Raw genomic sequence first — 16847 nt, 5'->3', positions numbered from 1 at the left:
GTGAGATGGTTAACCCAGTTGTTGTTCGAACCAGCTTTCCAGAATCACTACTGCGGAGGCCGAGTCAACGCTGCCCTTGTCCAACGCGCGGAAACCACCGCGATCGAACAGATGAGCACGGGCTTCAACGGTGCTCAGGCGTTCATCTTGCAGAGCGATTTGCACGCCAAAACGGCCATGCAGGCGGTTGGCAAATTTACGTGCGCGTTCGGTCAGCGGTTGTTCGGTGCCGTCCATATTCAGCGGCAGGCCGACCACCACCAGATCCGGCTGCCACTCTTTCAGCAACCGTTCAATCTTTTGCCAGTCGGGTGTGCCGTCTTGGGCTTTAAAGGCGGCTAGCGCCCGTGCCGTACCGGTAATCTCCTGGCCGATGGCGGCGCCGATGCTCTTGGTGCCGAAGTCGAAGGCAAGAATGGTGCGGTTGCTCATCAGGCGTGTCCTGCTTGGTTGGCAATGTTGCGGATGTCGATACCCAAGCGCTTTGCCGCCTCGCGCCAGCGGTTGGCGATCGGCGTATGGAACAGAATATCGATGTCGGCCTCGGTCGTCAGCCAGGCATTCTCCAAGACCTCTTGTTCCAGTTGGCCTTGTTCCCAGCCTGCATAACCAAGAGCCACCAGGACATCTTTAGGCTGATCCGGGGTTCCCAGGGTTTCCAATACGTCTTTGGACGTGGTGATCATGGTCTGCGGCGATATCTGAATGCTTGAGGCGAATCCTTCATGCGGCGAATGCAGAATAAAACCGCGATCGTCGGCCAGTGGCCCACCGGCCAACACCGGTTTATCCAGGCTGATAGCGGGATCGCGCGGTGAAGGCTTGATTTTGAGTTTGCTCAACACCGACTCGACCGTGAACTGCTCCACGGGTTTGTTGATGACTAACCCCATGGCGCCGCTTTCATTATGCTCACAAACGTATATCACCGAACGTTTGAAGCGTGGATCTTGCATTCCAGGCATGGCAATAAGGAAGTGGTGCTGTAAATTCATGTCGTTATACAAGGTGTTATCGATTGGAAAGTAAACAGCCGCCAGTATGCGGCTATACCCGTCATACTTCAAGCGGTGATATTGGGAGCTGCACGTGAGCCTAAAAAGGCTCACGTGCAGCTAGAAACTATGGGGTAGCGTCTGCTTATCTTGCGGCAAGACGTTTTTCAATGGCATCCATCAACATACCGGTGACGGAAACGGGGAAGGCGGCTTCAATTTCACGGGCGCAGGTTGGGCTGGTGACGTTGATTTCGGTGAGACGATCGCCGATCACATCTAACCCAACGAAAATCAGGCCCTTTTCTTTCAGCGTTGGTGCAACCGCACGGGCAATCTTCCAGTCACTTTCGCTCAGCGGGCGAGGTTCACCACGGCCACCGGCAGCCAGGTTGCCACGGGTTTCACCTTGGGCGGGAATACGTGCTAGGCAGTATGGCACCGGTTCGCCGTCCACCACCAGAATACGTTTATCCCCCTCCTTGATGGCTGGCAGGAAGTTTTGCGCCATGCAGAAACGGCTGCCGTGCTCGGTCAGGGTTTCGATAATTACCGACAGGTTAGGATCGTCCTGTTTCACGCGGAAGATCGAGGCACCGCCCATCCCGTCCAGCGGCTTGAGGATGATGTCGCCATGCTGCTGGTGGAATTTACGGATATGCGCTGCGCTGCGGCTGACCAGCGTGTCTGGCGTCAGTTCCGGGAACCAGGCGGTGAACAGTTTTTCGTTGCAGTCACGCAGGCTCTGCGGTTTGTTGACCACCAGCGTGCCTTTCACTTCGGCGCGTTCCAGAATGTAGGTGGCGTAGATGTATTCGGTATCGAAAGGCGGATCTTTGCGCATCAGGATCACATCCAGATCCTGCAAAGCCAGGTCCTGTTCGGCGCTAAAGCTGAACCAACTCTCTTTATCCTCTTTTACGCTTAACAGACGCGTGCGGGCGCGGCCATCACCGGCGTGCAGGTAGAGATCGTTCATCTCCATATAGTGCAGCTCCCAGCCACGGCGCTGCGCTTCGAGCAGCATGGCGAAGCTGGTGTCTTTCTTGATATTGATGGATGCGATAGGGTCCATCACGATGCCGAGCTTGATCATCTCTTCTCCTTACGAGCCGGTATTAACAGGCTCTTAGCCCAGGTCGCCGAAACGGACCTGCAAAGCGGTAATTGCGGTAAGCGCTGTGGTTTCCGTACGCAAAACGCGTGGCCCCAGCAGAATATCAGTAAATCCGTAATCTGTAGTCATGGCGATTTCTTCGGCGGATAGCCCGCCTTCCGGCCCAATCAACAGGCGAACATGGTCTACCGGCAGCGGCAGCGTGTTGATGCTCTGGCTGGCCCGCGGGTGCAGGTTCAGCTTCAGGCTGCCGTCCTGCTCTGCGCACCAGGCTCTCAACGGCATCGCTGTGCGGATTTCCGGGATGCGGTTACGGCCGCATTGTTCACAGGCGGCAATGGCAATCTTCTGCCATTGTTGCAGCTTTTTCTCTAAGCGTTCGCCATCCAATTTAACGCCACAACGCTCGGAAAACAGCGGGGTAATCACGTTCACACCCAGCTCAATGGATTTCTGAATGGTGAATTCCATCTTTTCACCGCGTGAGATCACCTGGCCAAGATGCAGATCGAGCGGCGATTCGCGATCCTCAATCTGCCCGGCACTGACGCGGACCACAACGTTCTTTTTATTTACCTGGGTGATTTCGGCGTCGAACACCTGATTGCTGCCATCAAACAGTTGCAGCGCCTGCCCGGGGCTCATACGCAACACGCGGCCAACATGGTTAGCGGCATCTTCGCTCAACGCGATTTCAGCATTGGCGCTCAAGGGTTGCGGATGATAGATGCGGGGTATACGCATAATGATTATCGGATCCTGGCTCATTGATACGGCGCTGCCAGCAGGCAGCGCGAAACTACTATAGTAGGTCAGCCGTTTCTCTGCTGACAAGCTTGTTGAATATAAGAGTTATGGTTGCCTTGGATCAGTGCGATACGTGCTTCCCGCGTACATTCCCAGGCGGTCACTGGATATTGGCGATCCCAGGCTTCAAGCAATTGGGTTTGCTGGCGCGAAAGCTGCAACTGATAGCGATCGCGCATATAGAAATAGGTACGCGCAATGGCACCGCGCGCACGTGCCGGTGGCTCGGCCTGTTTGTTCTTGAAGTCGACCTTCATCGGGCACTGACCATACTGCCCCTCACCGCCGCGCCATTGGCTGAACATGAAATTGTTGCGATCGCCGTTCACTTCACCAATAGCAGGCTGCAGGTTGTGCAGGTCGGTTTCGATTTGGCGGTAAAGCGGGTTTTTGTTGCAGTTTTTGCGTCCGCCCTCTTGCCAGCACTGTAACTGATGGCCGAATTGCCAGGCGGGGACGACGTGTTCCCATTCAATGCGTTCGGCGCGCTGGGTATTTTTACGCACCTGATAGCCACAACTGCTGAGATCGGGAATGCCTTGCTTACCTTGCCAGTTGATCTTGCAGCCGCAGTAAAAACTGCCGGGGGCATCCTGGTTAATCTTGGCCGCGGCAGCCTTGGCTTGAGTGAAGTTATTGATTTGCGCCAGTACGTTACTCGAGGTGGTCAAGAGCATCATAAATAAAATTTTGCGAAGCATATTCCAAAATAACCCAAAAGCGGAAAAGCGGGCAGGGTAACGGAAGTGACCTACAGGTGCAAATCAGGGAAAGGTTTGCTGATCTTCGCGGTTAACTCTGTTTACTAACGGTTTTCGTTAACCAAAAAAACGCAGTTTTTCGCCGCATTGGCGGCAGCGATACTCACTTTCGCCACGCAACACGCGATTATGGCGGCGTACGGTTAACTGGTGCTGCTGGCAGGCGCACTGATAGGGGAAGGTTTTGCTCTGTACCGAACTGATTGCAAACTGATGAGTGCGGCTGGCGGGTACCTGCAGCACGCTTTCCATCATCCAGCGCCATTCGTGACCATGCGGTGGCACGCGGCCAAACTGGCGAAATACCAGCAGATGGGCCAGTTCATGGGGGACAACCTCGTCGATAAACGGCTGTTGGTTTTCTATCAGCAGCACGGGGTTGAGGCGGATTTCCCAGGCTTGCAGCCAAGCCGTACCCGCGCTGGTGCCGCGTTGCTGGTAGACGATCTTCGGTTCCGGGAATTCGCGGGCAAAATGCTGAGATGCCAGCTGCAGTTTTGCCCGCAGGCAGCGCATCACCGCCTGTTGCAGCGCAATGGGGATTCTTACTCTGTTCATTGTGGCTAGCTTAAGCAATGGCGCAACGGCTGGCAACAGCTAACAGCAGAAGCTATTGCAGGCGGTTATTTCCCGACAATGATAACCCGATCGACCCACAGGATTGTAATCAATGTGTTAACTGCGGGATAATAAAGCGTGCATGATGAGTCTGTACCCGCAGTGCTCACCGGATGAGGTCAGAAAGCCTCCAGCAGTCTTAATTCCCTACGTTAATAAGGGTATAGCGGTTGTTTTGCGATTTGGCGCAATAACTGGCTACCTAAAAATACGTAAGGTGTGGGGAGTTTTTTGACGCAGCGTACCCCGAGTACGCTGAGTGAGTGTGAATTTAACGCAGCCGATGTTGCAAGTGAGAGATTAATGTCGAATAAACCGTTCCACTATCAAGATCCGTTCCCGCTGAAAAAAGACGATACCGAATATTATCTGTTAAGCCGTGAGCACGTTTCTGTCGGCGAGTTTGAAGGCCAGGAAATCCTCAAAGTTGCCCCACAGGCTCTGACCCTCCTCGCCCAGCACGCTTTCCACGACGCGTCATTTATGTTGCGCCCGGCGCATCAGCAGCAGGTGGCGGATATCCTCAGCGATCCTGAAGCCAGTGAAAACGATAAGTACGTTGCGCTGCAATTTTTACGTAATTCAGAAATCGCCGCCAAGGGTATTTTGCCAACCTGCCAGGATACCGGCACCGCGATCATCGTCGGCAAAAAAGGCCAACGTGTCTGGACCGGCGGTGGGGATGAAGAAGCCCTGTCGCGCGGGGTGTACAACACCTTTATCGAAGACAACCTGCGTTATTCGCAAAACGCCGCGCTGGATATGTATAAAGAGGTCAATACCGGCAGCAACCTGCCGGCGCAAATCGATCTCTACAGCGTGGATGGCGAAGAGTATAAATTCCTGTGCATCGCCAAAGGCGGTGGTTCAGCCAACAAGACCTATCTGTATCAGGAAACCAAGGCGCTGCTGTCGCCGGGCAAGCTGAAAGATTATCTGGTGGATAAAATGCGCACGCTTGGCACTGCTGCGTGCCCACCGTACCACGTTGCCTTTGTCATTGGCGGCACTTCAGCGGAAGCTACGCTGAAAACCGTGAAACTGGCTTCGACCAAATACTACGATGGCCTGCCAACCGAAGGTAACGAACATGGTCAGGCATTCCGCGATGTGGCGCTGGAACAGGAACTGCTGAAAGAAGCGCAAAACCTGGGGCTGGGTGCTCAGTTTGGTGGTAAGTATTTCGCGCACGATGTCCGTGTGGTGCGCCTGCCGCGTCACGGTGCATCCTGCCCGGTTGGCATGGGGGTGTCCTGCTCGGCCGACCGTAATATCAAAGGCAAGATCAACCGTGAAGGGATCTGGCTGGAAAAATTGGAACATAACCCAGGCAAATTCATTCCGCAGGAGCTGCGTCAGGCCGGTGAAGGTGAAGCGATCAAGGTCGATCTTAACCGCCCGATGGCAGAAATCCTGAAGCAACTGTCGCAGTATCCGGTCTCGACCCGTCTTTCCCTGAGCGGAACCATCATCGTCGGGCGCGACATTGCGCACGCCAAACTGAAAGAGCGCCTGGATCGCGGTGAAGGTTTGCCACAATACGTGAAAGATCACCCGATCTACTACGCGGGCCCGGCCAAAACCCCAGAGGGCTATGCTTCCGGTTCGTTGGGGCCAACCACCGCCGGCCGTATGGATTCATACGTCGATCTGCTGCAGTCGCACGGCGGCAGCATGATCATGCTGGCCAAAGGCAACCGCAGCCAGCAGGTGACCGATGCCTGCCATAAACACGGTGGGTTCTACCTTGGCAGCATCGGTGGCCCGGCCGCCGTGTTGGCACAGCAGAGCATCAAGAGCCTGGAATGCGTGGAATATCCTGAACTGGGGATGGAAGCGATCTGGAAAATTGAAGTGGAAGACTTCCCGGCATTCATCCTGGTGGATGATAAGGGCAATGACTTCTTCCAGAAGATCCAGGAATCGCAGTGTGCACGCTGTGTGAAGTAACTCTTTTCTGATAAGGCCCCCTGAAAAGGGGGCTATAAACCGTTATAACGCATATTCGCCCCTACTATCTATCTAAATTAATAATCACCTTTCACATTTATTAAGTAGAATAAAATATCTTTTTATCTGATTATTTTTGTTTATATAACTGTGGAAATAAAATATATAAATACATCTTCTTGCGTTTGCCACTGAAATAAAAATAATATGCTGGCATGTATATCTCATGATTCTTTGAGCGTACATATGAAAAAGAACTGAAGTAAACGGTATATTCATAGCCATTCCCAAAATGGTTAGGGTTTCTGCTTAAGACCCGCTTGGCGGCTCAAAATTTTACTTTCTGTTTTTTTGCGAGGTTTTTCATGAAGATATCGGCTAAATTGAACGTATTATCGGTCATTATAGGGATGACAATGTTAGTGCATTCCCCTTTGTATGCTAATGATGCAGTAAAAATTTATAAGTATTCGCTGTCAGATGGGGCAGATATTTGTTTTAAAAAGATTAAAGAAAAACTTGGCGAAGAGACAAAAGTTTCAACGATAAGCTCGTTTTTTGCTTCTGGCAGTGAAATCGATCCTCGTAGTGCTAATAGGCCACAAGGTGTGATGACAACTTGTACCGTCTCTTATCAGAACCCGGAAAACTCGAAGAGATTGTTGAGTATGAGCATGGATACCAGAACTGGCGAGTTTAAAAAACCTCTTCAGGTGGAGATCCGCGTGAGCGGCGACTCATCAAAATTCGATTTAAATAATTATTTGATTGCTCTTGATAAGATCAATCTCTCGCCCCTTCCTGCGTTCATGGAGAGTCAGGAGAAAAATTTGAGTGCACATTACTCAAAATTTGCCTGGACCGGTGTACGTTTAAGCTCACCAGGAACCTTTAGTAATAAACACCAATTGCGTGTTGATGTCGCGGGGCGTCTTGCCGTTAATGACATAAAGGAGAGTGGTTATGCTGAGTTTTCGGTTGATGGCAAGAAAGTGATCAAAAATCGTTTAATCAAATAGAGCCATATTCTATTAATAAAGGAAAAGGCGGTAACGCCAAGAGAAGGAAACAGGCTCGCGAGTGCGAGCCTGTTAAATGATGGCGAGCTCAGCGCACTGTTGTGCTTGATGCCCGTTGGCTATGCTGTTTGACAACGTAACCGATACCAAGAATGGCAACCCAGACCGGGATCAACAAGACGGAAATCTGGATGCCCGGCGTAAAGTACATGATCACCAGAATCCCAGCCAAAAATGCCAGACACAGATAGTTGCTGAACGGATACCAGAAGGCTTTGAACTTCGGCTGTACCCCTTCACGGTTTTTGGCTGCGCGGAATTTCAAGTGTGCCAGGCTGATCATCGCCCAGTTGATCACCAGAGCAGAAACCACCAGCGCCATCAGCAGTTCGAAGGCACGGCCTGGGATCAGGTAGTTAATCAGCACACACAGCGCGGTGGCCAGCGAAGAGAGGCCAATCGCAATCACGGGAACACCGCGGCCATCTACTTTCAACAAGGCTTTCGGGCCATTGCCCTGTTTTGCCAGGCCGTACAGCATGCGGCTGTTGCAGTAAACGCAGCTGTTGTACACCGACAGCGCCGCCGTCAGCACCACGATGTTCAGTACGGTGGCTACCAGGTTGCTGTTCAACGCATGGAAGATCAGCACAAACGGACTGCCGCCTTCAACCACTTTGCCCCACGGGTAGAGTGACAGCAGAATGGTCAGGGAACCGATATAAAACAGCAGAATACGGTAAATCACCTGGTTAGTGGCTTTTGGGATGCTGGTTTCCGGGTGATCGGCTTCGGCGGCGGTGATACCCACCAGCTCCAGTCCGCCGAAGGAGAACATGATCACCGCCATCGCCATCAGCAGCCCCATGGTGCCATTCGGGAAGAACCCGCCTTGTGCCCACAGGTTGGTGATGCTGGCTTCTGGCCCGCCCAGGCCGCTGAACAGCAGGTAGGCGCCAAACACGATCATACCGATGATGGCGATCACTTTGATGATGGCAAACCAGAATTCCATCTCGCCATACACTTTTACGTTGGACAGATTAATGGCGTTAATGGCGAGGAAAAATACCGCGGCAGAAACCCAGGTCGGGATTTCTGGCCACCAGTACTGCACATAAATGCCGACGGCGGTCAGTTCTGCCATCGCGACCAGCACATACAGCACCCAATAGTTCCAGCCTGATGCGAAACCGGCAAAACTCCCCCAGTATTTATAGGCAAAGTGGCTGAAGGAACCGGCAACCGGCTCTTCCACGACCATTTCACCCAGCTGACGCATGATCAAGAAGGCAATAAAACCACCAATCGCATAGCCAAGAATGACCGACGGACCGGCCATTTTTATTGTTTGAGCGATACCGAGGAATAGCCCGGTACCGATAGCGCCACCTAAGGCAATCAGCTGAATATGGCGGTTTTTCAGGCCGCGCTTTAGCTGATCGCCATGTTGTTGACCATCCATCAATAAACCCTCTGTTGGTGCATAACTTCACAGCTGTAAAGCTGTGATTACGATATGTGTTATATTTTGTTTACGGTCTTGTGGGGATTAATTACGCGTGGCCGCTACCGCTCGGCAAAGAATAATGTTAAGCGAAAAAGTTTGCACCTGCTTTATTGTATGAATGATTAAGATTGCAGCAGTTTAGGCAACAAAATGCGGGTTGTGTGACAAGAGAAGGAACTTTGTGCATGAAGTAAGCAATAAATCACAGAATGCGCAAAAATACACATTTCCTCTGCCGAAATAATGAGCGAACAGCCGCCATTGAAAGTGGCTAGGCTTTATTGCCCGGCTATCGTCGGATAACCGCCTGGCGAGGGGACACAATATCCCTAACCAAACGTTTCATAAACGTTAAATCCGCTATCTACCTCGTAAATGGTATTACCAAGACAGCGTTATCAGCTTGCGACGGCCTATGGTCTGAGTTGTTAAAATGTGCGGGAAACTATGATTTCAATCAAGGCCGATATGGACAGCAGGTGAATACTTTGTTACTTTACCGTCACGTTTTTGAAATTGGTATTACCAATTGACTACGCGCCATTCGCAGAGAAGAAATCACTCATGGCCTACAGCAAAATCCGCCAACCCAAGTTGTCAGACGTCATCGAGCAGCAGCTTGAATATCTGATCCTTGAGGGGACGTTGCATCCAGGTGAAAAATTGCCTCCGGAGCGCGAACTGGCGAAACAATTTGATGTTTCCCGCCCTTCTCTGAGAGAGGCGATTCAGCGCCTTGAAGCTAAAGGGCTGCTCTTACGCCGTCAGGGCGGCGGCACCTTTGTACAAACTAATCTGTGGCAGAGCTTCAGCGATCCGCTGGCTGAACTGCTGGCTGACCATCCAGAATCACAATTCGATCTGCTCGAAACCCGTCATGCCCTTGAAGGTATCGCCGCCTATTACGCAGCGCTGCGCGGCACCGACGAAGATCTGGCGCGCATTCGCGATTGTCACCATGTGATTCAGCAGGCTCAGGACAGCGGCGATCTCGACGCCGAAGCCGATGCGGTCATGCAGTATCAAATCGCCGTGACCGAAGCTGCCCATAACGTTGTGTTACTGCACCTGCTGCGCTGTATGGGGCCGATGCTGGAACAGAACGTGCGTCAGAACTTTGAATTGCTCTACTCGCGCCGTGAGATGTTGGCAACGGTGAGCAGCCATCGCGCCGGGATTTTTGAGGCGATTGTGGCACGCGAGCCGGAAAAGGCCCGTGAAGCCTCGCACCGCCATTTGGCGTTTATCGAGGAAGTTTTGCTGGATCTCAGCAGAGAACATACCCGGCGCGAGAGATCGCTTCGGCGGCTCCAGCAACGTAAAGATTAAGAGTGGTTCTCGGCAGGGTAACACCAGTCTGCCGAGATAAAGCTCGTGGTACTTAGTTAAGTACTTAAGCGGCAACTAAACTGATGAGCCTGTCTTCGTGTGTTTTGCTGCAGAACGCAGGAAGACAGGCTCCAAACAAACCATTAGACAGATAAGGAATACCACCATGTCAGAACGTTTAAACAATGACGTGGATCCGATCGAAACCCGCGACTGGCTGCAGGCGATCGAATCGGTCATCCGTGAAGAGGGTGTTGAGCGAGCTCAGTTTCTGATTGATCAGGTGCTGGGAGAAGCGCGCAAAGGCGGCGTGAAGGTTGCGGCAGGCTCGGCAGCCAACCACTATGTCAACACCATCGCGGTAGAAGACGAACCTGAATACCCGGGTAACCTGGATCTGGAACGCCGCATTCGTTCAGCGATCCGCTGGAACGCCGTAATGACCGTTCTGCGTGCCTCCAAAAAAGATCTGGAACTGGGCGGCCACATGGCTTCTTTCCAGTCTTCCGCGACCTTCTATGAAGTCTGCTTTAACCACTTCTTCCGTGCGCGCAACGAGAAAGACGGCGGCGATCTGGTGTACTTCCAGGGCCACATCTCTCCGGGCGTTTATGCACGTGCCTTCCTTGAAGGCCGCCTGACCGAAGAGCAAATGAATAACTTCCGCCAGGAAGTGCATGGCAAAGGCCTGTCTTCTTATCCGCATCCAAAGCTGATGCCAGAATTCTGGCAGTTCCCGACCGTTTCCATGGGTCTGGGCCCAATCAGCGCCATCTATCAGGCTAAATTCCTCAAGTATCTGGAGCACCGTGGCCTGAAAGACACCTCTGGCCAAACCGTTTATGCCTTCCTGGGCGACGGCGAGATGGACGAGCCGGAATCCAAAGGGGCGATCACTATCGCGACCCGCGAGAAGCTGGACAACCTGGTATTCGTCATCAACTGTAACCTGCAGCGCCTGGACGGCCCGGTTACCGGTAATGGCAAGATCATCAACGAGCTGGAAGGCATCTTCGCCGGTGCTGGCTGGCAAGTGCTGAAAGTGATCTGGGGTGGCCGTTGGGATGAACTGCTGCGTAAAGACACCAGCGGTAAGCTGGTGCAACTGATGGGCGAAACGTTGGACGGCGACTATCAGACCTTCAAATCCAAAGACGGCGCTTACGTGCGTGAGCACTTCTTCGGTCGCTACCCGGAAACCGCTGCGTTGGTGAAAGACATGACCGACGACGAGATCTGGGCACTGAACCGTGGTGGCCACGATCCGAAGAAGATCTATGCTGCACTGAAAAAAGCGCGCGAAACCAAAGGTAAAGCCACCGTCATTCTGGCTCATACCATCAAAGGTTACGGCATGGGTGAAACGGCGGAAGGTAAAAACATCGCTCACCAGGTGAAGAAAATGAACATGGAAGGGGTTCACCACTTCCGCGATCGTTTCAATGTGCCGGTTGCTGATGCTGATATCGAAAAACTGCCATTTATCACCTTCGATAAAGACTCCGAAGAATACAAGTATCTGCACGAACGCCGTCAGGCGCTGCACGGCTATGTGCCAAGCCGCCTGCCTGCGTTCACCCAGAAGCTGGAAATGCCAGCGCTGTCTGACTTCAACTCCCTGTTGGAAGAGCAGAACAAAGAAATCTCTACCACCATCGCCTTCGTGCGTGCCCTGAACGTGATGCTGAAGAACCCGTCGATCAAAGATCGTCTGGTGCCCATCATCGCCGACGAAGCGCGTACCTTCGGGATGGAAGGCCTGTTCCGCCAGATCGGCATCTACAGCCCGAACGGCCAGCAGTACACCCCGCAGGATCGTGAGCAGGTGGCGTACTACAAAGAAGACGAAAAAGGTCAGATCCTGCAGGAAGGGATCAACGAACTGGGCGCGGCCTCTTCCTGGCTGGCGGCAGCGACTTCCTACAGCACCAACGATCTGCCAATGATCCCGTTCTACATCTATTACTCGATGTTCGGGTTCCAGCGTATCGGCGATCTGTGCTGGTTAGCCGGTGACCAACAGGCGCGCGGCTTCCTGATCGGTGGGACTTCAGGCCGTACTACCCTGAACGGCGAAGGTCTGCAGCACGAAGATGGCCACAGCCACATTCAGTCGCTGACTATTCCTAACTGTATCTCCTACGATCCGGCTTATGCCTATGAAGTGGCGGTGATCATGCATGACGGCCTGGTGCGTATGTACGGCGACGCGCAGGAAAACGTCTACTACTACCTGACCACGCTGAACGAAAACTACCATATGCCAGCGATGCCGCAGGGCGCAGAAGAGGGTATCCGTAAAGGTATCTACAAGCTGGAAACCTTGGCGGGTAGCAAAGGTAAAGTGCAGTTGCTGGGTTCCGGTGCGATTCTGCGTCATGTGCGTGAAGCAGCGCAGATCCTGGCGAAAGACTACGGCGTGGGTTCTGACACCTACAGCGTGACTTCCTTCACCGAACTGGCGCGTGATGGCCAGGACTGTGAGCGTTGGAACATGCTGCACCCAACCGAAACTCCGCGCGTGCCTTACATCGCTCAGGTGATGAACGATGCGCCAGCGGTGGCGTCTACCGACTACATGAAGCTGTTCGCAGAACAGGTTCGCACTTACGTTCCTGCCAGCGATTATCGCGTTCTGGGCACTGACGGTTTCGGCCGTTCTGACAGCCGCGAAAATCTGCGTCACCACTTTGAAGTTGATGCTTCTTACGTGGTGGTTGCTGCACTGGGCGAACTGGCTAAACGCGGTGAGATTGACGCTTCTGTGGTCGCTGATGCAATTAAGAAATTCGGCATCAACCCAGAAAAAGTCAACCCACGTCTGGCATAAGAGGTAAATAGAATGTCTATCGAAATCAAAGTGCCGGACATCGGTGCAGACGAAGTTGAAATCACCGAGATCCTGGTGAAGGTTGGCGATAAAGTGGCCGTTGAGCAATCGCTGATCACCGTGGAAGGCGACAAGGCCTCTATGGAAGTGCCATCCCCGCAGGCGGGTGTGGTGAAAGAGATCAAGGTTGCCGTGGGTGATAAAACCGAAACCGGCAAGCTGCTGATGATTTTTGAAGCAGAAGGTGCAGCAGCACCGGCGGCCAAGGCAGAAGAAAAACCTGCGGCGGCTCCGGTAGCCGCTGCCGCCAGCGCCGCCAAAGACGTTGCCGTACCGGATATCGGTGCTGACGAAGTTGAAGTCACCGAGATCCTGGTGAAAGTCGGCGATACCGTTGCTGCCGAGCAGTCGCTGATCACCGTCGAGGGCGATAAAGCCTCTATGGAAGTGCCAGCGCCGTTCGCCGGTACCGTGAAAGAGATCAAAATCAACACCGGCGCTAAAGTGAAAACCGGCTCGCTGATCATGGTGTTCGACGTGGCTGGCTCGGCCCCGGTGGCTGTGGCAGCATCAGCAGCGCCTGCCGCTGCACCGGCCGCCAGCGCAGTTAAAAACGTTGAAGTGCCAGATATCGGTGGCGACGAAGTTGAAGTGACCGAAGTGATGGTGAAAGTGGGCGACAAAGTTGCCGCTGAGCAGTCGCTGATCACCGTTGAAGGCGACAAGGCTTCGATGGAAGTGCCGGCACCTTTCGCGGGTACCGTGAAAGAGATCAAAATCAGCACTGGCGCTAAGGTGAAAACCGGCTCACTGATTATGGTGTTTGAAGTAGAAGGGGCAGCACCTGCCGCCGCTCCAGCGCCAAAAGCAGAGGCTGCACCGGCTCCGGCCAAGCAGGAGGCACCGGCCGCAGCTCCGGCCGCTGCCGCAGGCAAGAACGAGTTCGCTGAGAACGATGCTTACGTTCACGCTACACCGGTCATTCGCCGCCTGGCGCGTGAATTCGGCGTAAACCTGGCGAAAGTGAAAGGTACCGGTCGTAAAGGCCGTATCCTGCGCGAAGACGTTCAGGCTTATGTGAAAGACGCGGTTAAACGTGCCGAAGCTGCTCCTGCGGCAACCGGCGGTGGTCTGCCGGGCATGCTGCCATGGCCGAAGGTGGACTTCAGCAAGTTTGGTGAGATCGAAGAAGTCGAAATGGGCCGCATCCAGAAAATCTCGGGTGCCAACCTGAGCCGTAACTGGGTGATGATCCCGCACGTGACTCACTTCGACAAAACGGATATCACCGATCTGGAAGCGTTCCGTAAGCAGCAGAACGAAGAAGCCGCCAAGCGTAAGCTGGACGTGAAGTTCACCCCGGTGGTGTTCATCATGAAAGCCGTTGCTGCCGCTTTGGAGCAGATGCCGCGCTTCAACAGCTCGCTGTCTGAAGATGGCCAGAAGCTGACGCTGAAAAAATACATCAACATCGGCGTGGCGGTTGATACGCCAAATGGTCTGGTGGTTCCGGTGTTCAAAGATGTGAACAAGAAGAGCATCACCGAGCTGTCGCGCGAACTGATGACGATCTCCAAAAAAGCGCGTGACGGCAAGCTGACCGCAGGCGAAATGCAGGGCGGTTGCTTTACCATCTCCAGCCTGGGTGGGATCGGGACAACCCATTTTGCACCGATCGTTAACGCACCGGAAGTGGCGATCTTGGGCGTTTCCAAGTCTGCTATCGAGCCGGTCTGGAACGGTAAGGAGTTCACGCCGCGTCTGATGATGCCGATGTCGCTCTCCTTCGACCACCGTGTGATTGACGGTGCTGATGGTGCGCGCTTTATCACCATTATCAACAATATGCTGGCTGATATCCGCCGTCTGGTGATGTAACTGTTTAGGGGTGCTCTGGTAGCGCCCCTGTCAATCCTACTACCGGTTTTGTCGGGTTGTTGCATGACTCGACAGAATTGTTGAGACACGGGTCACCTGAACGCGCTTTGCAGACTATTAACAATTCTGTAAACTGCTCGCGGTGTAAGCGTCCCGGTGGATGAAGGGCGTTATGAGATTGATTAATAATATACCCAATGGATTTCACGTTGCAGCTAGGCGGCAAGTTCGTGGCAAATCGGTTGCTGACCGATTTGAACAGCGCTAGCGCTGGCCCGAAGGGGGAGCCTCAGTCATGAGGCTTATAATCCCGAGGAGCTTACACAAGTAAGTGACTGGGGTGAGCGAGTGAAGCCAACAACGCTGCAAGGTGAAAGACGAAGGGTATAAAAATGACGTCTGACCCGCCGGACAAACAATTAAGAGGTCATGATGAGTACTGAAATTAAAACTCAGGTCGTGGTACTTGGGGCGGGCCCAGCAGGTTACTCTGCTGCCTTTCGTTGCGCTGACTTAGGTCTTGAAACCGTTCTGGTAGAGCGTTATTCCACTTTGGGTGGGGTATGCCTGAACGTGGGCTGTATCCCTTCCAAAGCACTGCTGCACGTTGCTAAAGTGATCGAAGAAGCCAAAGCGCTGGCTGAGCACGGCATCGTTTTCGGTGAGCCGAAAACCGATATCGACAAAGTTCGCATCTGGAAAGAAAAAGTCATCAATCAGCTGACCGGTGGCCTGGCTGGTATGGCGAAAGGCCGTAAAGTGAAAGTGGTTAACGGCCAAGGTAAGTTCACCGGCGCTAACACCCTGGTTGTTGAAGGCGAAAATGGTGCGACTACCATCAACTTCGACAATGCCATCATTGCTGCAGGTTCCCGTCCGATTCAACTGCCCTTTATTCCTCATGAAGATCCACGCGTGTGGGACTCCACCGATGCGCTGGCGCTGAAAACCGTTCCAGAGCGTTTGCTGGTGATGGGTGGCGGTATCATCGGCCTGGAAATGGGTACCGTATACCATGCGCTGGGCTCTAAGATCGACGTGGTTGAAATGGCCGATCAGGTGATTCCAGCCGCTGATAAAGACGTGGTGAAAGTCTTCACCAAGCGCATCAGCAAGCAGTTCAACCTGATGCTGGAAACCAAAGTGACGGCGGTAGAAGCCAAAGAAGACGGCATCTACGTTACGATGGAAGGCAAAAAGGCTCCGGCAGAACCACAGCGTTACGACGCCGTGCTGGTGGCGATTGGCCGTGTGCCAAACGGTAAACTGCTGGATGCAGGCAAAGCCGGTGTAGAGGTTGACGAACGTGGCTTTATCCACGTCGACAAACAGCTGCGCACCAACATGCCGCACATCTTTGCTATCGGTGACATCGTCGGCCAGCCAATGCTGGCACACAAAGGCGTGCATGAAGGCCACGTTGCGGCAGAAGTTATCGCTGGCATGAAGCACTACTTCGATCCGAAAGTGATCCCATCCATCGCTTACACCGAGCCGGAAGTGGCGTGGGTTGGCTTGACCGAGAAAGAAGCGAAAGAGAAAGGCATCAGCTACGAAACCTCCACCTTCCCGTGGGCGGCTTCTGGCCGTGCGATCGCCTCTGACTGTGCAGACGGCATGACCAAACTGATCTTCGACAAAGAAACTCACCGTATTATCGGTGGCGCAATTGTCGGCACCAACGGCGGTGAACTGCTGGGTGAGATCGGCCTGGCAATTGAGATGGGTTGCGACGCAGAAGATATCGCGTTGACCATCCACGCTCACCCGACCTTGCACGAATCCGTCGGCTTGGCCGCGGAGATCTACGAAGGCAGCATCACCGATCTGCCAAACCCGAAAGCCAAAAAGAAGTAATTCTTCTGTACCCAAAATAATTCGAGTTGCTTGTAGGCGGCAACTGAATGAATCCCCGGGAGCTTACTTAAGTAAGTGACTGGGGTGAGTGACAAATCTGCGAAAGCATATTTGAACGCTGCTTGCAGCGGCCCCGAAGGGGCGAGGCCCAGCATGGGCCGAGTAACGCAGCCAAC

General features: G+C 53.3%; 13 protein-coding genes. 6 read left to right on the top strand and 7 right to left on the bottom strand.

What is annotated here, in order from left to right:
- Positions 1 to 9: 9 nt before the first annotated feature.
- The 6 genes from ruvX to BMI79_RS17685 form a co-directional block, all read right to left on the bottom strand.
- Positions 10 to 432: a Holliday junction resolvase RuvX gene (gene ruvX / locus BMI79_RS17710; protein WP_076943419.1), complete on the bottom strand. Its 423-nt coding sequence runs from the start codon at positions 430 to 432 to the stop codon at positions 10 to 12.
- Complete coding sequence (locus tag BMI79_RS17705) at positions 432 to 995, bottom strand: YqgE/AlgH family protein (protein ID WP_076943418.1); 564 nt, start codon at positions 993 to 995, stop codon at positions 432 to 434. Before BMI79_RS17705 ends, ruvX begins: the two co-directional genes overlap by 1 nt.
- A 145-nt stretch (positions 996 to 1140) precedes the next feature.
- A complete protein-coding gene (gene gshB, locus BMI79_RS17700) occupies positions 1141 to 2091 on the bottom strand; it encodes a glutathione synthase (RefSeq protein WP_076943417.1) in 951 nt (316 codons plus the stop codon).
- Between the two features lie 33 nt (positions 2092 to 2124).
- Positions 2125 to 2856 (bottom strand): 16S rRNA (uracil(1498)-N(3))-methyltransferase, encoded by a 732-nt coding sequence (gene rsmE, locus BMI79_RS17695; RefSeq protein ID WP_076943479.1) that lies wholly within the window; start codon positions 2854 to 2856, stop codon positions 2125 to 2127.
- A gap of 68 nt (positions 2857 to 2924) precedes the next feature.
- On the bottom strand, positions 2925 to 3620 hold the full coding sequence (endA, locus tag BMI79_RS17690; RefSeq protein ID WP_076943416.1) for a deoxyribonuclease I: 696 nt from the start codon (positions 3618 to 3620) through the stop codon (positions 2925 to 2927).
- Positions 3621 to 3737: 117 nt separating this feature from the next.
- Positions 3738 to 4238 (bottom strand): SprT family zinc-dependent metalloprotease, encoded by a 501-nt coding sequence (locus BMI79_RS17685; RefSeq protein WP_076943415.1) that lies wholly within the window; start codon positions 4236 to 4238, stop codon positions 3738 to 3740.
- Between the two features lie 363 nt (positions 4239 to 4601).
- Between BMI79_RS17685 and fumA the strand changes: the two genes are divergently transcribed.
- Both fumA and BMI79_RS17675 read left to right on the top strand, forming a co-directional pair.
- On the top strand, positions 4602 to 6248 hold the full coding sequence (gene fumA, locus BMI79_RS17680) for a class I fumarate hydratase FumA (RefSeq protein WP_076943414.1): 1647 nt from the start codon (positions 4602 to 4604) through the stop codon (positions 6246 to 6248).
- A 416-nt stretch (positions 6249 to 6664) separates the two neighbouring features.
- The gene (locus BMI79_RS17675) at positions 6665 to 7267 is read left to right on the top strand and encodes a hypothetical protein (protein ID WP_125828839.1); all 603 of its coding nucleotides are present in this window, start codon (positions 6665 to 6667) and stop codon (positions 7265 to 7267) included.
- A gap of 88 nt (positions 7268 to 7355) precedes the next feature.
- On the opposite strand, the gene BMI79_RS17670 is transcribed toward BMI79_RS17675, so the two are convergent.
- Positions 7356 to 8732: an amino acid permease gene (locus BMI79_RS17670; protein WP_076943412.1), complete on the bottom strand. Its 1377-nt coding sequence runs from the start codon at positions 8730 to 8732 to the stop codon at positions 7356 to 7358.
- Between the two features lie 609 nt (positions 8733 to 9341).
- Here BMI79_RS17670 and pdhR point away from each other — a divergent pair.
- From pdhR to lpdA, 4 genes are all read left to right on the top strand, one after another.
- Positions 9342 to 10106: a pyruvate dehydrogenase complex transcriptional repressor PdhR gene (gene pdhR / locus BMI79_RS17660; RefSeq protein ID WP_076943410.1), complete on the top strand. Its 765-nt coding sequence runs from the start codon at positions 9342 to 9344 to the stop codon at positions 10104 to 10106.
- A gap of 166 nt (positions 10107 to 10272) precedes the next feature.
- The gene (aceE, locus tag BMI79_RS17655; RefSeq protein ID WP_076943409.1) at positions 10273 to 12936 is read left to right on the top strand and encodes a pyruvate dehydrogenase (acetyl-transferring), homodimeric type; all 2664 of its coding nucleotides are present in this window, start codon (positions 10273 to 10275) and stop codon (positions 12934 to 12936) included.
- 12 nt (positions 12937 to 12948) lie between these two features.
- Positions 12949 to 14814: a pyruvate dehydrogenase complex dihydrolipoyllysine-residue acetyltransferase gene (gene aceF, locus BMI79_RS17650; RefSeq protein WP_076943408.1), complete on the top strand. Its 1866-nt coding sequence runs from the start codon at positions 12949 to 12951 to the stop codon at positions 14812 to 14814.
- Between the two features lie 432 nt (positions 14815 to 15246).
- Positions 15247 to 16671 (top strand): dihydrolipoyl dehydrogenase, encoded by a 1425-nt coding sequence (gene lpdA / locus BMI79_RS17645; RefSeq protein WP_167370524.1) that lies wholly within the window; start codon positions 15247 to 15249, stop codon positions 16669 to 16671.
- The last annotated feature ends 176 nt before the right edge of the window (positions 16672 to 16847 follow it).

Source organism: Serratia oryzae (assembly GCF_001976145.1).
Lineage (GTDB): Bacteria > Pseudomonadota > Gammaproteobacteria > Enterobacterales > Enterobacteriaceae > Chania > Chania oryzae.
This window is presented reverse-complemented; position numbering and strand designations above follow the sequence as displayed.

Coding starts and splice junctions, on each gene's coding strand:
- ruvX (WP_076943419.1), bottom strand. CDS start 432: ATGAGCAACCGCACCATTCTTGCCTTCGACTTCGGCACCAAGAGCATC.
- BMI79_RS17705 (WP_076943418.1), bottom strand. CDS start 995: ATGAATTTACAGCACCACTTCCTTATTGCCATGCCTGGAATGCAAGAT.
- gshB (WP_076943417.1), bottom strand. CDS start 2,091: ATGATCAAGCTCGGCATCGTGATGGACCCTATCGCATCCATCAATATC.
- rsmE (WP_076943479.1), bottom strand. CDS start 2,856: ATGCGTATACCCCGCATCTATCATCCGCAACCCTTGAGCGCCAATGCT.
- endA (WP_076943416.1), bottom strand. CDS start 3,620: ATGCTTCGCAAAATTTTATTTATGATGCTCTTGACCACCTCGAGTAAC.
- BMI79_RS17685 (WP_076943415.1), bottom strand. CDS start 4,238: ATGAACAGAGTAAGAATCCCCATTGCGCTGCAACAGGCGGTGATGCGC.
- fumA (WP_076943414.1), top strand. CDS start 4,602: ATGTCGAATAAACCGTTCCACTATCAAGATCCGTTCCCGCTGAAAAAA.
- BMI79_RS17675 (WP_125828839.1), top strand. CDS start 6,665: ATGTTAGTGCATTCCCCTTTGTATGCTAATGATGCAGTAAAAATTTAT.
- BMI79_RS17670 (WP_076943412.1), bottom strand. CDS start 8,732: ATGGATGGTCAACAACATGGCGATCAGCTAAAGCGCGGCCTGAAAAAC.
- pdhR (WP_076943410.1), top strand. CDS start 9,342: ATGGCCTACAGCAAAATCCGCCAACCCAAGTTGTCAGACGTCATCGAG.
- aceE (WP_076943409.1), top strand. CDS start 10,273: ATGTCAGAACGTTTAAACAATGACGTGGATCCGATCGAAACCCGCGAC.
- aceF (WP_076943408.1), top strand. CDS start 12,949: ATGTCTATCGAAATCAAAGTGCCGGACATCGGTGCAGACGAAGTTGAA.
- lpdA (WP_167370524.1), top strand. CDS start 15,247: ATGAGTACTGAAATTAAAACTCAGGTCGTGGTACTTGGGGCGGGCCCA.